The 20113-nt window shown below is 63.5% G+C and carries 22 protein-coding genes; 10 read left to right on the plus strand and 12 right to left on the minus strand.

Annotation, left to right across the window (positions count from 1 at the left end; translation table 11 throughout):
- Positions 1 to 59: 59 nt before the first annotated feature.
- Both C482_RS16130 and C482_RS16135 read left to right on the plus strand, forming a co-directional pair.
- A complete protein-coding gene (locus C482_RS16130; RefSeq protein WP_006168817.1) occupies positions 60 to 1391 on the plus strand; it encodes a hypothetical protein in 1332 nt (443 codons plus the stop codon).
- A gap of 54 nt (positions 1392 to 1445) precedes the next feature.
- Positions 1446 to 1676, plus strand: coding sequence for a hypothetical protein (locus tag C482_RS16135; protein WP_006168818.1), 231 nt, complete (start codon positions 1446 to 1448; stop codon positions 1674 to 1676).
- 50 nt (positions 1677 to 1726) lie between these two features.
- Here the strand turns inward: C482_RS16135 and C482_RS16140 are convergent, their stop codons facing one another.
- The 3 genes from C482_RS16140 to C482_RS16150 all read right to left on the minus strand — a co-directional run bounded on the left by C482_RS16140 (position 1727) and on the right by C482_RS16150 (position 4466).
- Entirely contained in the window at positions 1727 to 2161 is a 435-nt protein-coding gene (locus tag C482_RS16140) for a hypothetical protein (protein WP_006168819.1), read from the minus strand.
- 128 nt (positions 2162 to 2289) lie between these two features.
- Positions 2290 to 2769: a hypothetical protein gene (locus tag C482_RS16145; RefSeq protein ID WP_241431944.1), complete on the minus strand. Its 480-nt coding sequence runs from the start codon at positions 2767 to 2769 to the stop codon at positions 2290 to 2292.
- 98 nt (positions 2770 to 2867) lie between these two features.
- Complete coding sequence (locus C482_RS16150; RefSeq protein ID WP_049896874.1) at positions 2868 to 4466, minus strand: alkaline phosphatase family protein; 1599 nt, start codon at positions 4464 to 4466, stop codon at positions 2868 to 2870.
- 289 nt (positions 4467 to 4755) lie between these two features.
- Between C482_RS16150 and C482_RS16155 the strand changes: the two genes are divergently transcribed.
- From C482_RS16155 to C482_RS16170, 4 genes are all read left to right on the plus strand, one after another.
- Positions 4756 to 5706 (plus strand): polysaccharide deacetylase family protein, encoded by a 951-nt coding sequence (locus C482_RS16155; RefSeq protein WP_006168822.1) that lies wholly within the window; start codon positions 4756 to 4758, stop codon positions 5704 to 5706.
- A gap of 108 nt (positions 5707 to 5814) precedes the next feature.
- Positions 5815 to 6924, plus strand: a complete 1110-nt coding sequence (locus tag C482_RS16160) for a Gfo/Idh/MocA family protein (RefSeq protein WP_006168823.1) — start codon at positions 5815 to 5817, stop codon at positions 6922 to 6924.
- Positions 6924 to 7985, plus strand: a complete 1062-nt coding sequence (locus C482_RS16165) for a DUF362 domain-containing protein (protein ID WP_006168824.1) — start codon at positions 6924 to 6926, stop codon at positions 7983 to 7985. Before C482_RS16160 ends, C482_RS16165 begins: the two co-directional genes overlap by 1 nt.
- A complete protein-coding gene (locus C482_RS16170; protein WP_006168825.1) occupies positions 7985 to 9034 on the plus strand; it encodes an NAD-dependent epimerase/dehydratase family protein in 1050 nt (349 codons plus the stop codon). The genes C482_RS16165 and C482_RS16170 overlap by 1 nt, the downstream gene beginning before the upstream one ends.
- A 184-nt stretch (positions 9035 to 9218) precedes the next feature.
- Here the strand turns inward: C482_RS16170 and C482_RS21575 are convergent, their stop codons facing one another.
- Positions 9219 to 9362, minus strand: coding sequence for a hypothetical protein (locus tag C482_RS21575; protein WP_161605609.1), 144 nt, complete (start codon positions 9360 to 9362; stop codon positions 9219 to 9221).
- Positions 9363 to 9368: 6 nt separating this feature from the next.
- Here C482_RS21575 and C482_RS16175 point away from each other — a divergent pair, with 6 nt between their 5' ends.
- Positions 9369 to 9647, plus strand: a complete 279-nt coding sequence (locus C482_RS16175) for a hypothetical protein (RefSeq protein ID WP_152422034.1) — start codon at positions 9369 to 9371, stop codon at positions 9645 to 9647.
- 113 nt (positions 9648 to 9760) lie between these two features.
- On the opposite strand, the gene C482_RS21580 is transcribed toward C482_RS16175, so the two are convergent.
- Together C482_RS21580 and C482_RS21645 are read right to left on the minus strand one after the other, a co-directional pair.
- Positions 9761 to 9952, minus strand: a complete 192-nt coding sequence (locus C482_RS21580; protein ID WP_161605610.1) for a hypothetical protein — start codon at positions 9950 to 9952, stop codon at positions 9761 to 9763.
- A 112-nt stretch (positions 9953 to 10064) separates the two neighbouring features.
- Positions 10065 to 10295 (minus strand): hypothetical protein, encoded by a 231-nt coding sequence (locus tag C482_RS21645; RefSeq protein WP_006168827.1) that lies wholly within the window; start codon positions 10293 to 10295, stop codon positions 10065 to 10067.
- 215 nt (positions 10296 to 10510) lie between these two features.
- Between C482_RS21645 and C482_RS16185 the strand changes: the two genes are divergently transcribed.
- Complete coding sequence (locus C482_RS16185) at positions 10511 to 10729, plus strand: hypothetical protein (protein ID WP_006168828.1); 219 nt, start codon at positions 10511 to 10513, stop codon at positions 10727 to 10729.
- 37 nt (positions 10730 to 10766) lie between these two features.
- Here C482_RS16185 and C482_RS16190 read toward each other — a convergent pair whose 3' ends face one another.
- On the minus strand, positions 10767 to 11711 hold the full coding sequence (locus C482_RS16190; protein ID WP_338043530.1) for a glycosyltransferase: 945 nt from the start codon (positions 11709 to 11711) through the stop codon (positions 10767 to 10769).
- A gap of 124 nt (positions 11712 to 11835) precedes the next feature.
- On the opposite strand from C482_RS16190, the gene C482_RS16195 reads away from it, so the two are divergent.
- On the plus strand, positions 11836 to 12939 hold the full coding sequence (locus C482_RS16195; RefSeq protein ID WP_006168830.1) for a DUF354 domain-containing protein: 1104 nt from the start codon (positions 11836 to 11838) through the stop codon (positions 12937 to 12939).
- Positions 12940 to 13046: 107 nt separating this feature from the next.
- On the opposite strand, the gene C482_RS16200 is transcribed toward C482_RS16195, so the two are convergent.
- Genes C482_RS16200 through C482_RS16220 form a run of 5 tightly spaced genes read right to left on the minus strand, consistent with a single transcriptional unit; the run spans position 13047 to position 18975 of the window.
- On the minus strand, positions 13047 to 14414 hold the full coding sequence (locus tag C482_RS16200) for a glycosyltransferase family 2 protein (protein ID WP_006168831.1): 1368 nt from the start codon (positions 14412 to 14414) through the stop codon (positions 13047 to 13049).
- On the minus strand, positions 14407 to 15984 hold the full coding sequence (locus C482_RS16205) for a nucleotide sugar dehydrogenase (protein ID WP_006168832.1): 1578 nt from the start codon (positions 15982 to 15984) through the stop codon (positions 14407 to 14409). Before C482_RS16205 ends, C482_RS16200 begins: the two co-directional genes overlap by 8 nt.
- Positions 15984 to 17006, minus strand: a complete 1023-nt coding sequence (locus C482_RS16210) for a Gfo/Idh/MocA family protein (RefSeq protein WP_006168833.1) — start codon at positions 17004 to 17006, stop codon at positions 15984 to 15986. The genes C482_RS16205 and C482_RS16210 overlap by 1 nt, the downstream gene beginning before the upstream one ends.
- Positions 17003 to 18400: a DegT/DnrJ/EryC1/StrS family aminotransferase gene (locus C482_RS16215; protein WP_006168834.1), complete on the minus strand. Its 1398-nt coding sequence runs from the start codon at positions 18398 to 18400 to the stop codon at positions 17003 to 17005. The genes C482_RS16210 and C482_RS16215 overlap by 4 nt, the downstream gene beginning before the upstream one ends.
- Positions 18397 to 18975 carry an N-acetyltransferase gene (locus C482_RS16220; protein WP_049896896.1) on the minus strand — a complete coding sequence of 193 codons (579 nt, stop codon included), beginning with the start codon at positions 18973 to 18975 and terminating at the stop codon, positions 18397 to 18399. The genes C482_RS16215 and C482_RS16220 overlap by 4 nt, the downstream gene beginning before the upstream one ends.
- Before the next feature lie 541 nt (positions 18976 to 19516).
- Here C482_RS16220 and C482_RS16225 point away from each other — a divergent pair.
- Positions 19517 to 20053 (plus strand): DUF7344 domain-containing protein, encoded by a 537-nt coding sequence (locus tag C482_RS16225; RefSeq protein WP_006168836.1) that lies wholly within the window; start codon positions 19517 to 19519, stop codon positions 20051 to 20053.
- The last annotated feature ends 60 nt before the right edge of the window (positions 20054 to 20113 follow it).

Consider the following 20113-nt stretch of genomic DNA (forward strand, 5'->3'; position numbering starts at 1 on the left):
ATCAACGGTTCTGATGGTTTTTGTAGCCGCTCGTGGTTCGTCCAGGCGATACAACCCCCATGTCATCGATCACTGTCGACCCACCAACCGTCTCCGGCTCGACACTCGAGTGCGACATCAGCACGTCCTCAGATCTGTGCCGTTTCTTTACCGACGAACCGTTCCGGGTGAGTTACGACCGACCGCTCGAGGGCGTACCGGAAGGCATTCTCGTGATCCCCGTCCTCGCGCAAGTTTGTCCGGTCGCGTGGGCCAACGGCGCAGACGTCTACGTCGAGGAAGTGGACGCAGCGTTCGCGCACGCACTTGAAGACGTGCAGGCGTCACTGTGTGCAATGCACGGCTTCCTCGAGGGCGGGGAGCTGTACGCGAAGCAAGTAACGGAACAGGAGCCTGCGGCAGACGAAACCAATGGTACGGACGCCGACAGCGCCCTTCTTTTCACCGGCGGCGTCGATTCCACCTGCTCGTACGTCCGCCACCGCAAGGAGACCCCGACGCTCGTCAGCATCCGCGGCTGGACCATCACCATGGACCCCACAGACGACCAGGACTGGACCCACCTCCGCGATCGCGTCACCGATTTCGCTGCCGAGCGCGATCTCGACACCGCCTTCATCGAAACCAACGCCCTCTCCGCGCTCGACCACGCCATGCTGCTCGCCCACTACAAGCGCTACGTCGACGGTGCCTGGTACAGCTCCGTCGGCCACGGACTGGGCCTCCTCGGTCTCTGTGCGCCTATGGCGTACACTCGAAACATCGACGACCTCTACGTCGCCGCCACTCACTGGGACGGCATCGAACTCGAGTGGGGCTCGCGCCCAGATATCGACGACAACGTGCGCTGGACGGGGACGCAGTGTCACCACGACGCCTACGAGCTGACCCGACAGGAACGCCTCGACGCGATTGCAGAGTACGTCGCAAGCGACGCGCCCGAACTGGAACTGCAGACCTGCAACACGCGGATGGATGGCAACTGCGGGCGCTGTGAGAAGTGTTATCGGACCGCCGTCGGCCTGCGCCTGTCGGGACTCGAACCGACGGCGCATGGCTACCCGTTCGACGAGTCGGACTACCGTGAGCTACGGACCGCACTCGAGCGTGGGCGGTGGGTTCTCGGCCAGGACGAACGGTACATGTGGGAGGATATCCGCGAGCGGGTTCGCGAGACCGACCGCGAGCCAGAGTCGGCCGCCGAGCATGAGTTTTTCGAGTGGCTGGAGACGGCGGATTTGAACGCGCTCGTCTCAGAGTCGGGGCCGCCGCTCTCCCATCGAGTGCTACGCGCGGGCGCGAGGAACGCACCGACGCCGGTCTATAATGCGGCGTATCCAGCCTGGAAGGCGATGAAAACGGGATTGCATCGAGTTCGGATAGGGCGATAGGGAGAGAGTATCGGTGACGCGCAGAATTATGTCCCGGACGGTCGTAGCACACCTATGGAGTCTGCGCCTGGGAACTCGGCAGGGTCGACTCGGAACGAGATGCTCGATCTCGTGTTGTTGGCCGTCTTCTGGTTGTTCTTCGCGCTGCTTACAGCGACCGTTGCCGTCGTCGTTCTCTCGATAGCCGGCGTGGACGGGGATGCCTATTTCACGGAAGTGTACGTCGGGGTGATGCTTCTCGGGCTGGGCTGGTACGTTTTCGCCGGCAGATCGCTCCGCGCGTGAGGGTAATACACATGGATTCTGTCGATCCCAAACCGGAGACACAGGAGTTGTTACCCGTCCAGTTCCTCGTCAGGATCATCGTCCCGGTTGACCTCACCGGGCGTGATTTCGATGGGGTGAACATCGCCTTCGCCCCCACCTTCACCGGCCCGGCCGCGCTCGCCGCGGCCACCCTCTTTCTCCCCGCCGACCGGAATTTTTGTTCGGAGCGAGGAGGCGAACGACTGCACCTGATCCGCAACCGTCTGGACCTCTGACTGGAACTCCTCGACGGAGCGTTCGACGTAGTGAACGCGACGGGAGGGAATCCGGCGAACGATGTCGTTTCCCTCATCGTCCTCGTCCGTCTTGATGATCCAGTGGTCCTGGAAGTACGCAATGTGCTCGTTCGGGACCGTCTTGCTGACTGCGTCTTCGTTCGGTTCGTCATAGACGATCGTTGCCTCACCGAGGTCGCGCTCGAGTTCGAGGTCCTCGTCGACCATAGTGAATAAACGAACGCGAGTGGCGTAGCCGCTGTGCTTGCAAGGCGCTGTCCCTAGTGAATCCGGACAGTTGCGTCGTGTGGGGAGAACGAAGAATGGAGAGAAGAAAACGATGAAAAACAGCGACCTTACTCCGCTTTCTCCCGTTCTGCAGAACACTCAAAGCTTCGCCAGATGCTGAGTGTCGATCCAAGGTCCATCCGCGGGTCGCCGATTAGCACCCGCATCTCGACACAGTCATACTCGTACTCGCGCAGGTCTACCGTCCGACCCTCATCTCGAGACTGGGTGTCTAACCAGGTACGGATCCTGTACGCACCAGCCTCGGTTGGGTAGCCTTCGAACGCGCCGTCGGACCAGTTGTCGTTCCCCCACTCGGTCGTGTCTTCATCGGCTGACGGAACTTCGACTGAGTCGCGATACACACGCTCATCATCGTCGGTGATTTCCACGGAGACTGTCTGGGATTCCTGAACGTAGTTCACAACCTGAAGCTGTTCCAGTCGCATCTCGTTCGGTGAGCTCTCACCAGTTAGACAGCCAGCAAGTACCAGCGATGAACAGACACCAACTGCCCGAAGTGCCTGCCGTCTGGTGTGTGGGGACATACAGGAAAAATAACTGATCCGCGGTATAACTTTTTTCGTCCCAAGATATTTAGTGGGCAACGAGACCGACGGGAAGCAGTGATCGAGAGTTGAGTGTGCTACTCCATGTACCCAAGTCCCTTCAACCGATCCTCAACGTCGGTAAAGTCATCGTCGACCGAATCGGCTGTCTGGGGTTGGTCGACCGACGTTCGCTCGACTTTCGTCTTCGACGGAGTCGCCGATGTCTCGAAGGCGTCGAACAGCACCCGCCCGTCGACGTTCTGTGGAACCGGCTCGCCGATCCCATGTAAGAGCGTCGGCGCAACGTCGACTACGCGCGCGCCGCGGAGCGTAGCCCCGGGTTCGATCGACGGTCCGCGACAGAGGATGATCCCTTCGTTTCGGTGGCTCGCAGCGTAGGTTCCGGTGTCGCCGAACGGCTGGTCCGTAATCGCATTTCGGCAATCGTAACCATGGACACCGTTGACGACAAGATCTGGCGAGTCCGGATCGGTCGGGAACAGCTCGTCACCGTCGTCGATTCTGAGCACTGGCTCGTCGTCCTCGTCGGTGACCGACTCGAAGAGGTCCACCAGTTCCGCCTTGACCCGCGGTACCTCAGACGGCGAGACGGTGCCGTCCGCAAAGCGCTCGCTGTCGTTGATGTAACAGTTTCCTGCCCCGTGGACGAACGCCGTCGTCTCCTCGTAATTCACGTCGTAAAGCGCGTGGTCTCCCGGAATCTGCTCGGCTACCGAGTCGACCAGCTTCCGCGGCAGCGTCGAGACCAGCAACTCCTCGGAGATGCCGATTTTTCCGAGGAAATCGGTAATTCGATCCCGAGAAATCCCCAGGCTTGCGAGCGCACCCCGCGTTCCCTCGTCCTCGCGTCGCACCAGGTAGCCCTCTCGCTCCAGAATGTGATTGATGTAGACGAGTTCGTGAATCGGCCCGAAGCCGTGATCCGAGACGACGTAGAGGTCCGCCTCGTGTCGGTCGGTGTACTCGAGTACCTCGCCGAGGATGTCGTCGAGCTTTCGGTAGTGGGCGAGGATTCGGTCCATGTCCCAGATAAGGTGCTGGAACCGGTCGGGAGCGGTGTAGACGAAGAAGAACAGTCGCCAGTCGTCGCCGGCGCGGTCCATCTGGAGTTGCATGAGTTCACGCCGCGTCGCGAGCATGTCGTCGACGGCGACCTCGAAGTCGTCGAGGCGGTCGGCGTACTCGGGGTAGTCGAGACTGATCTCGTAGTCGGGAATCTGGGCCTCGATCTCGGACTGGAGGTCGGCAGGGACGGCGAACTGCTGGTCGGTCGAGGGAGTCATCATGCCGGTAACCATGCTCCCGCCATCCTCGGGATCGTGTGCGGGATAGGTCATTGGCACGTTACCGACATGGGCGGGCGGGAGGAGCTCCCAGAGTGTAGGTTGGGTGATGTCGTGACTCGTGTACATTTCGTGTGAGTACTCACTCGAGAGGTTCTGGAAGCCGTAGACACCGTGCTTGTCGGCCCAGACGCCGGTCGCGATAGAGGGCCAGGCGAGTGGTGTCGTTGGCGGGCGGGTGCTCTCGAGTGTGCCGCTCGCGCCTTCCTCGCGGAGTCTGGCGAAGTTGGGTAGTTCCCCCTCGTCGCTCCATCGTTCGATCAATCGCCACGGTACGCCGTCGAGTCCGAGCACGAATGCTTGCCCGGAGGGGTGAGTAGATCCGCTCATGATTGTCGAGAAACCTGCTGTCGTGGAGGTGGCCCGATGAGCGCTTTGTTATAGGGAACGTTCACGGACCATTCAGACGAAAATAACGTTGTTCGGTGACGTTACCGAAAGTGGGTTCGATTCTGACCGCAGCGACGGCAGCGCAAGGAGTCAGCGGCGGCTGATCTTCGAGCGTCGTGTTCGCTCACCATACCAGCCGTAGTCCGCCGACTGCAGGACAAAAGCAATCAATAACAAAACCGGCAGGTCGAATCCGTCCAGCGTATGATACGACCGCGTGGTGACCAAGATGGGTAGCGTCGTCTGCTCGTTGGATGCGGAACTTGGGTGGGGGTTTCACGACCTAGAGCCGCTTCCAGCAGAGCGCGTCGAAGCCGGACGGCGCGGCTGGTCGACGATGCTCGAGCTGTGCGAAGAGTTCGAGATTCCGGCGACCTGGGCCGTCGTCGGCCACCTCATGCTCGAAAGCTGTGACGGGATTCACGAGGATCACCCCGCACCCGAGGGCTGGTTCGAGCGCGAACGAACCGACTGGTGGGACCGTCCCGACCTCCGCTTCGGCCGCGATCTCGTCGACGACCTCCTTCAGTCCAGTGTCGACCACGAGTTTGCCAGCCACTCCTTCTCGCACGTGCTCTTCGGTGCACCCTCAACCGACCGCGAGCTCGCCGTCGCCGAACTCGAGCGCAGCCTCGAACTCGCCAACCAGTGGGGCCAACACGTCGACTCGTTTATTTACCCCCGAAACGACATCGGCCACCGGGACGTGCTCGCCGAGTTCGGTCTCAGCGCCTACCGCGGCACGTCACCGACATACGACGGCGTTCGTGGCCTGTTCGACTCGACCGTCCGCGACCAACCCATGCTCGTCGAGCCGACCGTCGATAAATACGATCTGGTGAACGTCCCCGCCTCGATGTTCCTCTTCGGCTTCGAAGGCCCCGCACGAACCGTCGCCGAATCCATCTGGCAGGACCCGATGGTGCTCCAGGCCAAGCGCGGCATCGACGAGGCCGTCCGAAACGACGGCCTCTTCCACATGTGGTTGCACCCGAACAACCTCACCCACCCCCGCGACAACCGGCGAATGCGCGCCATACTCGAGTACCTGTCCCGGCGACGAGCGGAGACGGATCTCACGGTGGAAACGATGGCCGACGTTGCCCGGCGAGTGCGTGTTCCACGCGGCGTCGACGGTGGAACGGTTGCCGCAGACGGTGGGACGATGGGCGACGATTGATGGAACCAGTTTGACGGTGCGTTCGCACTCTCAGCCGTCTGGTATCCAGTGCGTGCGGAGAGTACGGCGGCGATAACAAAGCCCGCATACGGCCGGGTATTGGCTACGATGCTCTCGTCAACGATTGGCCGACTAACCGGGACCGGTTCCGACGACCTCGCGCTCGGGGTACTCGGCGTCGGAAACATCGGCATGGTTCATCTGAAGTCTGCGCGCTCGATGCCTGGCGTCGAGGTTTGCGCGGTCGCCGACGCACTCCCCGAGAACCGCGCCCGAGCAGAGCGCGTCGGCGTTCCCCAGACGTACGACGACTATACGACCCTGCTCGAGCGCGAGGAGCTCGACGCCGCCGTGATCGCGCTGCCGCCGTTTCTCCACGCCGACGCGGTCGAACGGGCCGCAGCTGCGGGCGTCGACGTCTTCGTCGAAAAGCCCCTCGCGCGCTCGACCGAGGAGGCAGATCGCATGCTGGACACCGCACGCGAGGCCGGCATCGCCGTCGGCGTCGATCACACGCTGCGCTACCAGCCCGACATGATCGGCGTCAAGTCAGAGTTCGAGGACGGCACCGTCGGCCACGTCCCGTACGCATCGATTACCCGGCTCAACGACGGTCCCCTGGGTCGCCCACCCGTCGAGAATGCACCTCCTTCGTGGCCGCTTGATCCCGACGCTGCCGGCGGCGGCTCGCTACTCGAACTCGGCATCCATTGTTTCGACGTCCTCGAGTGGCTCTTCGGCGAGCTCGAGGTGCAGGATGCGTCGACCGATTCGACGCTCGATATTCCGGTTGAGGACGCGGCGACGGTGCTCCTGCGGGCACCAGAAACGGAGACATCGATCACGCTGCACTGTGGCTCCTACCAGTGGGAACAGCTCCCCGAAGTGAACACCAGACTCCGACTCGAGGGGATCACCGGGACGATCAGCAATCAGGACCACCTGCCGCAGAACTTCTATGCTGGTGCGGCGAAATCGGCGCTGACCAACGTCCTGGGCCGGTTCACAGGCGACGAGCCCGACGTTTTCGGACCCACGTTCTATCTGCAGGCTCACTACGAGGCGCTCTCGGCGTTCTGTGAGGCGATTCGCGACGGTGAACGGCCACCAATCGACGGCGAGGACGGCCGGCGAAGCCTCGCACTCGCCGAAACTGCCGCCGAGCTAGCCGCGGAGAAGAACACCGCAGAACTCGAGCCACTGGAGGTGACCCGGTAATGGGCCAGTCGAACACTGTTCGTGGCGCACTCGGTACCGACGCTGATGGTTCTGCCGGCTCCGATCGTTCCACCCACCCAACTCCCCACGGAAGCTGGACCCCCTCCCTCGACGAACGCCTGTCCGCACTCGAGTCCCCCGTCGGTGAGGCACTCGGTCCGGTACTCGAGTCCATCGCGGACGAGCCCGACCGGATCACCGTCGTTCCTGACGCGCACTACCCGTTCCATCCCTCGACGGGTATGGTAACAGATCCCGCCGTGGTCGGCGCGGTGCTCGATCACCTGTCCTGGCGAACCGACGCCGATCTCGCCGTCGCCGGCGTGAGCACCGAGTGCATGCCGTTCGAGCGAACAGCGGAGTATCTCGGCTATCCCGATCTCTGCGAGCGAACCGGCGCGGAACTCGTCGACCTCGCGCCGGACAGCCCCGACGGAGACTTCACGCGACAGGTTTTTCCGGTCGATGACCGCTCGGTTGCGGTTTCGGTCCCGGAACAACTCCACGAGGATACTGTCCTGGTTGTGCCGTCGCTGCGGCCGACCGACGAGGGGAACGTTGCCGGCGGGATGCGAACGCTTGGCGGGTTCGCAGACGCGGTCGCCGAGTCAGCACCGACCGCCGTCGCCGCAACGCGTGCGATCGAACCGGCCTGTTGTCTGTTCGACGCGATGACGGCCTACGGTGACGAGCCCTACGCAGCCAACGCGCTGTTCGCGGGGCCAACACCCGTCGTCGACGCGCTCGCCGCGTCGCTGTTCGGCGCGGGATTCGACGACCGCGTAATCGAACTCGCCCCCGATGCGACCGAGTCGGCGACCGGCGTAGAACCCAGATCAGGCTCGTCGCCCCAGATTCGCGTCGAAGCTGTCGGCCGCACGGCAACCGATCCCGCGGTGGATTTCGGGGCTCAACTCGACACCCTCGAAACGCGCCTGAAAGGAGGGACGCTGCCGCCATCGGACGAGACACATCCTGCCGTCTCGATCGCCTACCGACTGTACGCTGCCGTGGGCGGCGACGCGGTCCCGCCCCAACTCGAGTTGCGGGGTGGCAGCTAATGGCGACGGAGACCCCACCCGGAACGGACGCTGGTCCCGAAACGGGACAGGCGAGCACGGCGAGTGCGACGAGCGCCGAGGACAGCGAGCGTGTCGCAGCCGTCACCGGCGCGACTGGCTTCCTCGGCTCCGCGCTCTGCGAGCGCCTGCTCGCCGAGGGCTGGACCGTTCGCGGTCTCTCCCGCCCGACATCGGACCGCGGCGACCTCGACGACGTCGAGTGGTACGTCGGCGACCTCTTCGAGCCGGAAACGCTGCGCTCGCTGGTCGACGGAGCCGACGCGGTCTTTCACCTCGCGGGGATCGGCCTCTGGAGCGCCGACGCCGACACTGTCGAACGGGTCAACCGCGAGGGCACCGGGTACGTGCTCGACGCCTGCCGTGCCGGTGACGTGGGCCGACTGGTCTTCACCAGCACGGCCGGCACGCGGCGAGCTGTCGGGGACGACGAGTTCGCGACCGAAGCGGACATCGCTGAGCCGATTGGGGCCTACCAGCGCTCGAAGGCGACCGCCGAGCGCTTCGTCGACCGGTACGCCGCCGGCGACGGCGACGCCGTGACCGTCCACCCAACCTCGATCTTCGGCCCGGGCGACACCGCTTTCACGGCCCAGTTGCTCTCGATGGGGCTCGAACCAACCATGCCGGCGTACCTCCCCGGCGGACTGAGCATCGTCGGCCTTGAGGACGTGATCGACGGCATCCTCGCCGCCTACGAACACGGCGGAAACGGCGAGCACTACATCCTCGGCGGCGAAAACCTCACCTACGACCGCGCCGTCGATCGTATCGCCACGTTCGCCGGCGGCTCACCCGCTCGCCTGCCCGTTCCGGCGGCTGCCATCCACGCTGCAGGCCCGGTGGCCGAAGTCGTCGGCACCGTGACTGATCGGCAAGTGTTCCCCTTCGACCGCCAGATGGCCCGACTCGCGACCGACCGGATGTTCTACAGTTCCCGCAAAGCCCACGAGGAACTGGGCTACGAGTACCAGCCGCTGGAGGCGCATCTGCCCCCTGCACTCGAGTGGTATCGAACTGCGTGTCAGTGACGGTCTGATGGTCAAAACAGCGCGTGCGAAGACTGGAAAGAGAGACGACGACGGGAGTGTTGGCAGGCTGTTCGTCAGCTCTTCCCTACTATCTATAGTAACAACTGCAACTAGTTACACACTGATCGCACGTTCGCGGTTCTCACTCAGTTCACTCGCTCCGAACCGCGCTGCCGTCGTGCGATCAGGTGTGCAGTGACTTGCAGTGGCTACTATAGCGCACGACAATCGTCGTGTCGTACTCGAGTAGCCGCCGGCCCGCGATTCGGGACGGATGAAAGAGACGAGACTGATGGACCGGACCAGCACAGCGAGACTGGTCGGGCATGTGGGAATGAGTGACGACGCCGAAGGTGAACGTGGGGGTGAGGGAGAAGGTGAAGGTGAAGGTGAAGGCACGTTCGAGAACAAACCCAACTCGGACGGCAACCGCCTGGATCCAGAATTCGAACTCGATCCCGAGGACACACCACTTCCCAACTGCCTGCGTTGTAACCGTCCTGTCGCACGGACCACGATGATCGATCCCACCGATGCGGTCGCCGGCCCCTGCAGCTGTCGAGTCGCACCCGGGTTCAGCACCCGGAGCCAGTCTGACACCCGCGACGAGTAGCGCCCCACACCCCAACTGCAGAGTGAATACGACCGGCCGCAGCTGCTTGTGCCGGTCGCAACCGCTCGCCATCGACGACATCCGACAGCAACGGACTGGAATCCGAACTCGAGTTACAGCGAGACGCTGGGCAGTGCCTGTGGCCTTGGGTGGGTGTGATTGCTGCGTGTTGGGTCTGTGGTCACCACCACCATCAACACTATCAACACTATCAACACCATCAACACCACCACCACCATCAACACCATCAACACCACCACCACCATCAACACCATCAACACCACCACCACCATCAACACCGTCACGAAACCACCGAAACGCAGACCCAACCCCAGATCAATCGCTCGTCCGCCCGCTGCACTTCCACGGATCGTCTCCGCAACTCGAGTACCGGTTTCGTGCAGTACGACACGCCGGTCAGGTTGCGAGCGAGTAGCTACAGAAGCCGCCGAGTACTGCGAGCAAGACCGAGTACACGAGAATCAGAACGATCCAGTAGAGCGCATTCCCCTCGGCTCCAAGCAGCGTGATCGTCGTCCAACTCGCGAGCAGCGGGCTGATCTGGAACAGGTTGACCAGCGCGAAGACGAGGACTGCCGGTGCGACGAACCACTTCAGCACCGTCACCGTGTCGTCATGTTCGAGCATGTAGACTGAATGAGGTGTGGTGACGAAAACGCTACTGGTTGTGATTGGACTGGGGCAGTGACCAACTGGACAGCAACGGATACCCGAAACGACGACCACGGTATCCATCTTTTCAGAAAGCCACTCTAGCAAAGTGGCAATCTCAGTTGCCAAAGCGGCGTCCTACAGGTGGACCAGTACCCTTTTCCTTGGGTCTCACAAGCGTCTACTATACGATGGTCGTGCGCGAGTATTTCGAGTCCGACATCCGGTTCTACTACGCGGTGGGTGCCTTCATCATCCTCGTCTACTGTCTCGCAATCGCCGGCGCGGCGCTGTTGGACCTCGCGATTGTCGACCGGCGACTGCTGCCGCTCACCGTCGGCTTCTTCATGTTCATGTTCGTCTACTTCATCTCGATCAGCATCCAGTTGCTCGAGCCAGAGGACGCGTAGTCGAGAACAGTCGGTTCACCCAGTATTCCTCCTCAACTCACGCAACCCGCTCGTACACCTCGAGCAATCGGTCCGCCGTCTGCTCCACGCTAATCTCTCGCGCTACGTCCCGGCCATCCGAACGCTCACCGGACTCGAGTACCACCCGAAGCCCGTCGATCAGCGCTTCGTCACTGTCCGCGACGACGGAGTTCGAGACACCGGTGAGGCGCTCGCGAACATCGCCTACGTCGACCGCGACGACGGGGAGGTTGCACGCGAGGGCTTCCTTGACCGAGTTCGGCGACCCCTCGCTGTGCGAGGTCAACAGCAGGGCGTCGGCGGCGTTCATGTAGTCCGGCACCGTTTCGTGGGGCACGTCATAGACCGTGTGCAGGTACACTGGATCGTCGAGCAGGCCGTTGACCGCGTTGACGACCCGCCGCGCTCGCGGGTAGTTCTTCACCTCGCGCTCGGGCGTGTAGGGAAAGAGCACATGGTCGGCGTCGGGGTCCCAGCCAATCGCCTCCTGGGCCGTCTCCTGGGGCGCTGGCTGGAACTTCTCGAGGTCGATCCCGTCCGGAATAACGGCACAGTCTCGCCCGAGGTGGGTTCGCATCGCTTCGGACATGACGACCAGCTCGTCACAGAGCGGCGCACAGGCCCGACTCACGGGTTCAATCGGGCCGTACACGTCAGACCCCCAAAGAGAGAGCACAACGGGTGTGCGCCGCTGTGCGACCGCCATCGGCCCCGTCAGACCGTAGTGGGCGTGGATTAGGTCGTAACCGTTGGCCGACTCCTTCAGTACCGAGGGAAAAAACTTGAGGTACTCGAGTGGACTCCGTGACGTCCCACCGTCGACCTCGCCAGCAACCGAGAGCGTCGAGAAGGTAACGCCACGACGTTCGAGCGCGCGCATCTGCTCAGTCATGAACGGCGCGTCGGCGTTCGTCGTCAGCGTGAGGACGTGCATCTCGGGTCTACACCAAGCCGCCGTCAGCGTTTTGTTATCCGCAACTTTTTCTGAACGGTCGTCCTGAGTGAAATGTGTCGAAATCAGCAACGACAGACGTCCTACTGTACTTGTATGATTACAAAGCAGCACAAGCGTCTACCCCTGTGCGATGCGAATTCTCGTCTTTGCGAACACCCCTGCGCACGTGCACCTGTACCGTCACGCCGTCGATCGGCTCGACGCGGCCGGCCACGACGTGCTCGTGTTGACCCGGGAGTACGCCTGTACGACCGACCTACTCGAGTTCTTCGGGCTTCCCTATCGCCGCTACGGTACCCACGAGACACACGCGCCGTCGAAGCCGGAACTGGCCCGCGAACTGGGTGAGCAGTTCGGTCGGATCGGCTGGGAGTCACGGCGGTTCGATCCCGATGTCGTCTTCGGTCGCGGCCCCTACGCCGCGCTGGCGGGGACCGTCACCCGCACACCGACCGTCCTCGTCCTGGACGACGAGCCAGGCGATTTCAACCACACTGTCTCGCGGCCGTTTGCCGACTGCATACTCTCACCGGATGTCACGCGCCGCGACCTCGGCGACGACCACTACACCTTCGAGGGGTTCAAGGAGTGCGCCTACCTCCACCCCGACGTTTTCGAGGCGGATCGGGCGATTCACGAGTACCTCGCGATCGACCCCGACGGGCCATACGTGCTGGTTCGGTTCAACGCGATGGACGCGCTCCACGACGCCGGCATCGAGGGCTTCTCGCAGGCCCAGCGACGGGATCTTCTCGAGCACCTGAGCGAGCACGCGACCGTCTTCGTCTCGGACGAGAGCGGGACGATGGACTTCAACGACCTCCCTGCTCGGCCGTACGACCTCCATCCCGCACTGATCCACGACGCGATGGCGGGTGCGGACCTGCTTGTGGCCGACACGGGAACGATGGTCAACGAAGCCGGGCTGCTCGGGACACCCGCGCTGCGCTTCCAGGGTACCGACGACCACGAGTACGGTGAGTTCGCCGAACTCGAGCGCGCGGGCCTCGCGGAACAGTTCGACGACTACACGGCTGTCCGTGATCGGGCGGTTGACCTGCTGACGACAGACGCAGCCGCCGGCAAGCGCTGGCAGCAACGGCGAGCGAAGTACGTCGGCGACCTCGTCAACCTGACCGATCTCATTGTCGCCGTCGCAGAAGCCGGCGGCGAGTTGGAGGGACTCGAGTCCGACGTGCGCGAGGCGTTGCAGCCGCGCACGCCGGTACAGTAGCCCGGGTAGGGGTGTGGTGTGGATAGGGGGTGAACGGTGGCTGGCCACTGGTTGGCCACGAGCAATGATGGGGGCAACTGGCGAACAGCGAACGGAGAGAAAACGCGTTACTCGAACGAACGTGCCGGACTCGGTTCGGCAGGCTGTTCGAGGTCGGCTTCGGGTTCTGATTCGGAGCTGCTGTCGATGTCGCGTTCGGGAGTATCGACAGCGTCAGTGTCTGTCTCTGTTGTCTCTGTCTCATCTGCAACATCGTCGCCACCAGCCACGGCCACCGACTCGGACCCAGACCCGGACCCTGACTCAGTCGTCTCCGATTGCGCCGGCTGCGCGGCCGCCTCCGAACGAGTCTGCTCCCGACCAGCACTGTCCTCGTACCAGGTACACTGCAGCGCTTCGTTCTCCTCGGCGTCCATCGCGATCGCGATGCCGATCGAAACGAGCCCCACGAGGACCGTTAGGATCGACGCGAGCGCGCCGGTAAAGCCACCGCGACCACGGGCGGCCTGCGCGATCGAGCCTGCGAGACCGCTGCTCCCGATGGCGATCCCGGCCGTTCCAGTACCGTAGAACAACGCGGCCGGATGGAACCGTTCGATCACGTACTGGCGCTTGAGTCGCCAGTAGAAGCTCCCAAGCAAGAGTAACGAGACGTACCGAATGAACGGCACGTACCGGATACTGCTCTCCTCGTCGCCGTAGATTGCAGACATCGAGACGTCTGCAACCCGGCAGTCGTTGACGTTGAGGTGCGTGAGGATGTGATTGAGAAAGCCGTACTGGTCGGTGATCGCGTCCAGGTCGAGTTCCTCGATCGTCTCGCGCGAAATTGCGGTGTAGCCATTTTGCGGGTCACTGATTGTCCAGTAGCCCGAGGAGAACTTCGAGAGCCCCGAGAGGATCGCGTTGCCAACGAAACGGAACGTGGACATCCCCTCCCGGTCGTCACGATAGAGCAGCCGATTCCCCTTCGCATAGTCCGCCTCGCCCGCAACGACGGGATCGATGATCCGGTCGAGAATCGTGGGGTCCATCTGGCCGTCGCCGTTCATCACGGCGACCACGTCGATCCCGTCGGCTGCGGCGCGCTCGTAGCCGGTCTTGACCGCACCGCCGTAGCCGCAATTCTCCTCGTGGCGGATCGGGACGACGCGGCGGTTGTCGCCGCCGTCGGCGACCGCGTGGGTTGGTTCTGATTCCGACTCCGATTGTGACCCGGACTCCGTGTCCGGCTCTGGCCCCGATTTCGATCCGGACCCGGACTCTCCGTCAGATTCCGTCTCAGTATCTCGTTCGGCGTGAGCGTTCAGGCGCTCCGCAACCCGTTGAATCTCCGCCCAGCTTCCGTCAGGCGAGGCGTCATCAACCGCATAGATTCGATCCACGTACGACGGCACCGTCTCGATGACTTCGCCGACGAACGGCTCCTCGTTGTAGGACGTGACGACGACGCCAATCGAATGCCCGTTATACATCGGTCCCACCGTCGGTTCGATTCGTCGCAGTGTCGATCACGTGCTCATCCTCGCTTTTCTCCTGCCCGTCCCCCTGGGTCGCCTCGATACCGGCTCCCGTAGGGCTGTCACCCTTCTCACTACTCGCATTGTGGCTGCCGGTGTCATTCGTCGTGACCGCATCGACACCAGACCCTGGAGGCCGACCGTCCGCTGACCCGGCAAGCGTGTAGACGCGATGACCGGCCGTCTCGAGTACACCCCGATCTAGCGCGTCCCGACCGTCGATTACGACCGTCGGGTCAAGCGCGTCCCAATCAATCGCGTCGAACTCCTCGTGTGGCGTAACGACGACTGCGGCGTCAACCGACGCGGATTCGAACGCGTCGATCGAGCACGGTTGTGCGCCGTACTCGGACGGGTCGACGAGCGGATCGATGCCCGAAATGTCGACACCGCGGTCGCGAAGCTGCTCGATAACGCCGATCGCGGGCGACGCGCGCGTCTCCTCGACGCCAGGTCGGTATGTAATCCCGAGGACTGCGACCGACGCGTCGGCCAGGTCGGTCCCAGTCGCAGCCAGTTCGGACTCGAGTCGATCGACGACGACCGAGGGCATGTCCTGGTTGACTCGCCGGGCAGTTCGGGTAAGGTCCATCGACTCGTCCATCCGCGAGAGCAGGAAGTGCGGGTAGTAGGGGATACAATGACCGCCGACGCCGGGGCCGGGATCGTGTAGCTGGCACATCGGCAGGTCGTTCGCGGTCTCGATGGCTTCGCGGGCGGAAATGTCGAGATCGTCCGCCAGGCGGCCGAGTTCGTTCGCCAACCCGATGTTGACGTCGCGGTAGATCCCCTCGAAGACTTTGACGGCCTCCGCGGTCGTCGCGTCGACGACGGGGTGGACCTCGTTCTCGGAGAGTTCGTCGTAGAGTACCGTCGCGGCGCGGGTGCTCTCGTCGTCGACGCCGCCGACGACCTTGGGATACGCCCCGCGGATGTCCTGGAGCGCACGCCCGCTCGAGGTCCGCTCCGGGCAGAACGCGAGCCCGAACTGGTCGGTGTCGAGACCGCTCTCGGCGGCCAGGAAGGGCTGGATCACGTCCCGGCAGGTACCCGGCGGGAGCGTCGACTCGGCGATTACCAGGTCGCCCGGCGAGAGGCCGGCTGCGATATCCGAAGCGACGGACTCGACGGTCGTCAGGTCCGGTTCGTTGTCGTCGTCGAGCAGCGTCGGGACGATGATGACGTGAATCCGCGCCTGCGCGGCGGCAGCGCTGCCGTCAGTGGTCGCCTCGAAACGGCTCCGTTCGACCTGTTCGGCGACCAGATCGGCGAGTCCGGGTTCACCGACGACGTGGCTCTCGCCAGCGTTGATCGTCTCGACGACATCCGGGTCGACGTCGACACCGGTCACGTTCCCGGTCGTCTCGGCGTAGACGGCCGCGAGCGGCAGCCCCATCTTGCCGAGGCCGTAGACGGCAACTGGGACATCGCCGCCGGTCAGCGCCGCTCGCTGGTCCGCTTCGTCGGCCTCTGTGCCGTACAGCGCGGTCGTTCGATCCGCCGGTGGCGTGTTGTCGGCACGCATCAGGCTTCCACCTCCCGTTCACGCTCTGGACGCGGCGTTTCGCCGGCAACGAGTGCGTCGATATCCTGTACTGTCTGCAGCGCTCTAACGCCGTCTTCTGCCGTGACAGCCGGTTCGACGCCGGTCTGAACCGTCTTGACGAACGACTCGAGTTCGTGGCGCAGCGGCTCGCCGTTGTCGACGCGCGCATTTTCGACGACGCTCTCGTGACGATACCGGTTCGGGCCGTCGTCCGTGAGATACTCGGGGTAGGAGTCGCGGTAGATCAGTACCGACTGCTCTAGATAATCGACCTCGACGAGACACTCCCGGGCCGTAACGGTGAGTTTGCGCACCTTCTTCTGTGTGACGCGACTCGCCGTTAGCGAGGCGACCACGTCGTCGTACTGCATCGTCGCGGTCGCATACTGACCGTCGTCCGTGCCGATTGCGTTGATCGTCGATGGCCGCCCGTCGAGAATCGAGCTGACAATGTCGACATCGTGGACCATCAGATCGAAGATAACGTCGTCACGCGCGGTTCGGTCGACCGGCGGCCCAAGGCGCTCAGCCTCAAGGCTGATCACGTCCAGATCGTCGATCAATTCCATCACCGTCTGTACCGCCGGATTGAACCGTTCGATGTGGCCAACCTGCAGAACGAGGCCGGCCTCCCGGGCCTGTTCGGCCAGCGCACGGCCCTCCTCGACGGTCTGGGCAATCGGTTTCTCGACCAGCACGTGGACGCCGGCGTCGAGACAGGTCGAGACAGTCTCGTAGTGGGCGTGGGTCGGCACGGCGACCGTGACAACATCACACTCACTGAGCAGCGCGTCGAACTCGAGTGCGGCCGTGCCGTACTCGGTAGCGACCTGTTGGGCGACGCTCGCGTCGTGGTCGGTGACGCCGACGAGGTCGACGCCGGAGAGTTCGTTGTAGACGCGCGCGTGATTCTGTCCCATCGAGCCGACGCCGATGACGCCGGCGCGAACCGGCGTTGGTGAGGTGGCTGCGGTCGTGTGTCGTGTTCGTTCCGTACTCATAGATTGTAGTGGTCGTGGACGGCTTCGACGACAGTGCGGCGCTCCTGGGTCGAGAGAGAGGGATGAACGGGCAGCGAGAGCACCGTCTCGGCGGCGTGCTCAGCGTCGGGGAACGAGGCAGCCGCGGTGCTCACCGACTCGTAGGCCGGCTGGCGGTGGATCGGCGGATCGTAGTAGACAGACGAATCCACGTTTCGCGCCGCGAGCGACTCTGCGAGTGCGTCACGCTCGTCGGGGCTCTCGGTCCGAACTGTGTACTGGTGGTAGACGTGACCGTATCCGTCCGGCACTGTGGGGGTCTCGAGTGGCACCGCCTCAAGGTGCTCGTCGTAGTATGCCGCGTTCGCCTGGCGCGCGTCGTTGAACTCGAGGAGACGCTGGAGTTGGACGCGGCCGATGGCGGCGGCGAGGCTGGTCAGCCGGTAGTTGTGTCCGAGTTCGGTGTGGTCGTAGCCGCCCTCGCCGGGGTCGCGACCGTGGTTGACGTAGCGTCTGACGCCGTCGGCGATGTCGTCGCGGTCAGTCGTGACGACGCCGCCCTCGCCGGTCGTCATGTTCTTCGTCGGGTAGAACGAGAAGCAGGCGGCGTCGCCGAGGCCGCCGACGCGTTTGCCGTCGACGGTCGCGCCGTGGGCCTGACAGGCGTCCTCGAGGACGAACAGGTCGTGTTCGTTGGCGATGGCACAGAGTTCCGGCATCTGCGCTGGCAGGCCGTAGAGGTGGACTGGCAGCAAACCGACGATGTCGTCGCGGTCGTCGAGGACGCGCTCCACGTCGGCTGGGTCGAGCGTGTACGTTTCGGGGTCGATATCCGCGAAGACAGGCGTCGCGCCCGCAAGGCGGATCGCGTTCGCGCTCGCGACGAACGAGAACGGGGAGGTGACGACGGCATCGCCCTCCTCGACGCCGAAGGACTCGAGTGCGGCGTGCAGCGCCGTCGTTCCGTTGGAAGTGGCGACCGCGTGTTGGGTGCGACAGAAGCCAGAGAACTCTCCCTCGAAGGCCCTGACTTCTGGCCCGTCGGCAAGCATACCGTCCTCGAGGACAGCTTCCACGCGCTCGAGTACTGTGTCGCTCAGCGAGGGGTCAGCGATGGGGACGTGCTCGACTGGTTCGGCGGCCTGCTGGCCGTTGCTCGTTTCGGTTCTGGTGGGAGCACTGGCGTCAGCTTCGGTTTCGGCACCGGTGTCAGTCTCAGGGTCAGTTCCGATTCCGCCGTCGGTTGCCCGTTCCGTCGGCCGCGTCTGCTCTCGTTCACGCTCGCGTCCGCAATTGTGGTTGCGGTCGCGGTCATCGTTCGCGCCACGATTGGAGTTGCGATCCAGTTCGCGCGCTGCGTCTCGATCCGTGTGATCTGTCGAGTCCGTGGAGTGCGGGGGTGTTCGGTCTGTCATTCGAGCTGGTTCGGGCCCTCGAGTGGGGCAGGAAGCGGCCTGATCGTCGCCGGTGCACCGAGTGCGAGACTGTTCGCCGGCACGTCGTCCGTGACGAGCGCGCCGGCCGCGACGAAGGCGTTCTCACCGACCGTGACGCCGGGCAGCAGCGTCGCGTTCGCGCCGACCGAGGCACCGTCTTCGATCGTCGGGCCCTCGAGTCCGGCGTCGGTACGGACTGGATACTCGTCGTTGGTCATCACTGCGGCCGGGCCGACGAACACGTTCGAGCCGATTTGGGTGTCGGTCGGCACGTAGACGTTCGTCTGGAGGCTAACGTTCGAGCCGATGGTCGTCTGGCCGTCGATGACGGTCTTCGTGCCGACGAGCACGTCGTCGCCGATGTCGGTTGATTCGCGGACAAGAATATCGTGACCCGTGGTGAAGCCGTCGCCGACGGTCACGTCGCCGTAGACGATCGAACCGGCCCTGATCGTTGCGTCGTTGCCGAGCAGCGTCGGCTCGTCGAAATCCCCGTAGCCAACCGTCGCCTCGGGGTCGATGGTACAGTTTTCGCCGCATTCGTAGGCCGTCATCGGCAGCTCCCCTCGGTTGGTTGTGGTTGTGGTTGCGGTTGCGGTCGCGGTTGCAATCGCTGTCGAGAACGATCGTCGTACTGCCGTCGCTCGGTCCGCATCTGGCGTGGCCGGGACGCCACGGGAGTAGCGCGCTCGCAGCCGAGAAGTCCCGTCGTACACGGCCACACCCCGGACCGTCGTCGGTTCTGTCGTGTCATTGGTTACTCGATACCCGCGTGGGAATCGTCCAGATACAGCCGGTAACGAGGTTTTGTTATCCCCGTCTTGACGGGTCCGTAGCCACGAACTACAGCAACGAGAACCGATCAGTCTCTCCGTACACCAGACCAATTTCGCCCCACCGCGCTCGCTCGGCGAGCCAACAGCGACGCCTCGAATCGTTGGATTTGCCGTCTTTCACGAGCACTAACCGGTACAATTGGCTTTCGACAGGGTAGCCGTGCGATAGTAAAGGGCGAGTCCGTGTGACTCCATGCTGTGAGGTATTCGAACATCCCCGATCGCCAGCCGATTCGGGAACGTGAGGGCACCCATGTCCATGTCTGAGGACGATTTCACTCAGGCCGAGCTGTTCGACGTGTTCAGCAACGCCAGACGACGACGTACAGTGCAGTTTCTCAAACGACAGGGGAGTTCCTGCGACCTCGCTCCACTCGTCGAACAGGTCGCCGCCTGGGAGAACGATACCGATCCCGACGATGTCACGCGCACCCAGCGCCGGCGCGTCTACATTTCGCTGTACCAGACACACCTGCCGATGCTCGAAGACCACGGCATCGTCGACTGGGATCCGGACAGCCACACCATCACACTCTTGCCAAACGACGACCTGTTCGAACCGTACCTCGACCGCCAACTCGGCTCACAGCGCCCGTGGCACCGGTTCTACGCCGCTGTCGCCACCGTCGGTGCCGCCGCGTTCGCACTCGCGGCACTCGCCGTCGGTCCGGTGACAACTGCCGCAGCCCCTATCGTCGCACTCGCCGTCTGTGTCGCTATCCTCGCGATCTCGATCGCCCAGCACGTCTCGCGCCGCCCCGAACTCGAGTTCCCGTTCGGGTTGGCGAGCATGTAGGTGGTCATGGCGACGATCGCACCTGTGACGACGGTCGTGGCTGCAGCATCCCGCGTGTGG

Origin of the sequence: Natrialba chahannaoensis JCM 10990 (assembly GCF_000337135.1) — an archaeon.
GTDB classification, from domain to species: domain Archaea; phylum Halobacteriota; class Halobacteria; order Halobacteriales; family Natrialbaceae; genus Natrialba; species Natrialba chahannaoensis.

Coding starts and splice junctions, on each gene's coding strand:
- C482_RS16140 (WP_006168819.1), bottom strand. CDS start 2,161: ATGGTCGACGAGGACCTCGAACTCGAGCGCGACCTCGGTGAGGCAACG.
- C482_RS16130 (WP_006168817.1), top strand. CDS start 60: ATGTCATCGATCACTGTCGACCCACCAACCGTCTCCGGCTCGACACTC.
- C482_RS16220 (WP_049896896.1), bottom strand. CDS start 18,975: ATGACGGCCTACGAATGCGGCGAAAACTGTACCATCGACCCCGAGGCG.
- C482_RS16210 (WP_006168833.1), bottom strand. CDS start 17,006: ATGAGTACGGAACGAACACGACACACGACCGCAGCCACCTCACCAACG.
- C482_RS16225 (WP_006168836.1), top strand. CDS start 19,517: ATGTCTGAGGACGATTTCACTCAGGCCGAGCTGTTCGACGTGTTCAGC.
- C482_RS21575 (WP_161605609.1), bottom strand. CDS start 9,362: ATGCCCGACCAGTCTCGCTGTGCTGGTCCGGTCCATCAGTCTCGTCTC.
- C482_RS16135 (WP_006168818.1), top strand. CDS start 1,446: ATGGAGTCTGCGCCTGGGAACTCGGCAGGGTCGACTCGGAACGAGATG.
- C482_RS16215 (WP_006168834.1), bottom strand. CDS start 18,400: ATGACAGACCGAACACCCCCGCACTCCACGGACTCGACAGATCACACG.
- C482_RS16160 (WP_006168823.1), top strand. CDS start 5,815: ATGCTCTCGTCAACGATTGGCCGACTAACCGGGACCGGTTCCGACGAC.
- C482_RS16165 (WP_006168824.1), top strand. CDS start 6,924: ATGGGCCAGTCGAACACTGTTCGTGGCGCACTCGGTACCGACGCTGAT.
- C482_RS16200 (WP_006168831.1), bottom strand. CDS start 14,414: ATGTATAACGGGCATTCGATTGGCGTCGTCGTCACGTCCTACAACGAG.
- C482_RS16155 (WP_006168822.1), top strand. CDS start 4,756: ATGGGTAGCGTCGTCTGCTCGTTGGATGCGGAACTTGGGTGGGGGTTT.
- C482_RS16185 (WP_006168828.1), top strand. CDS start 10,511: ATGGTCGTGCGCGAGTATTTCGAGTCCGACATCCGGTTCTACTACGCG.
- C482_RS16145 (WP_241431944.1), bottom strand. CDS start 2,769: ATGTCCCCACACACCAGACGGCAGGCACTTCGGGCAGTTGGTGTCTGT.
- C482_RS16205 (WP_006168832.1), bottom strand. CDS start 15,984: ATGCGTGCCGACAACACGCCACCGGCGGATCGAACGACCGCGCTGTAC.
- C482_RS16195 (WP_006168830.1), top strand. CDS start 11,836: ATGCGAATTCTCGTCTTTGCGAACACCCCTGCGCACGTGCACCTGTAC.
- C482_RS16175 (WP_152422034.1), top strand. CDS start 9,369: ATGAGTGACGACGCCGAAGGTGAACGTGGGGGTGAGGGAGAAGGTGAA.
- C482_RS16150 (WP_049896874.1), bottom strand. CDS start 4,466: ATGAGCGGATCTACTCACCCCTCCGGGCAAGCATTCGTGCTCGGACTC.
- C482_RS16170 (WP_006168825.1), top strand. CDS start 7,985: ATGGCGACGGAGACCCCACCCGGAACGGACGCTGGTCCCGAAACGGGA.
- C482_RS21645 (WP_006168827.1), bottom strand. CDS start 10,295: ATGCTCGAACATGACGACACGGTGACGGTGCTGAAGTGGTTCGTCGCA.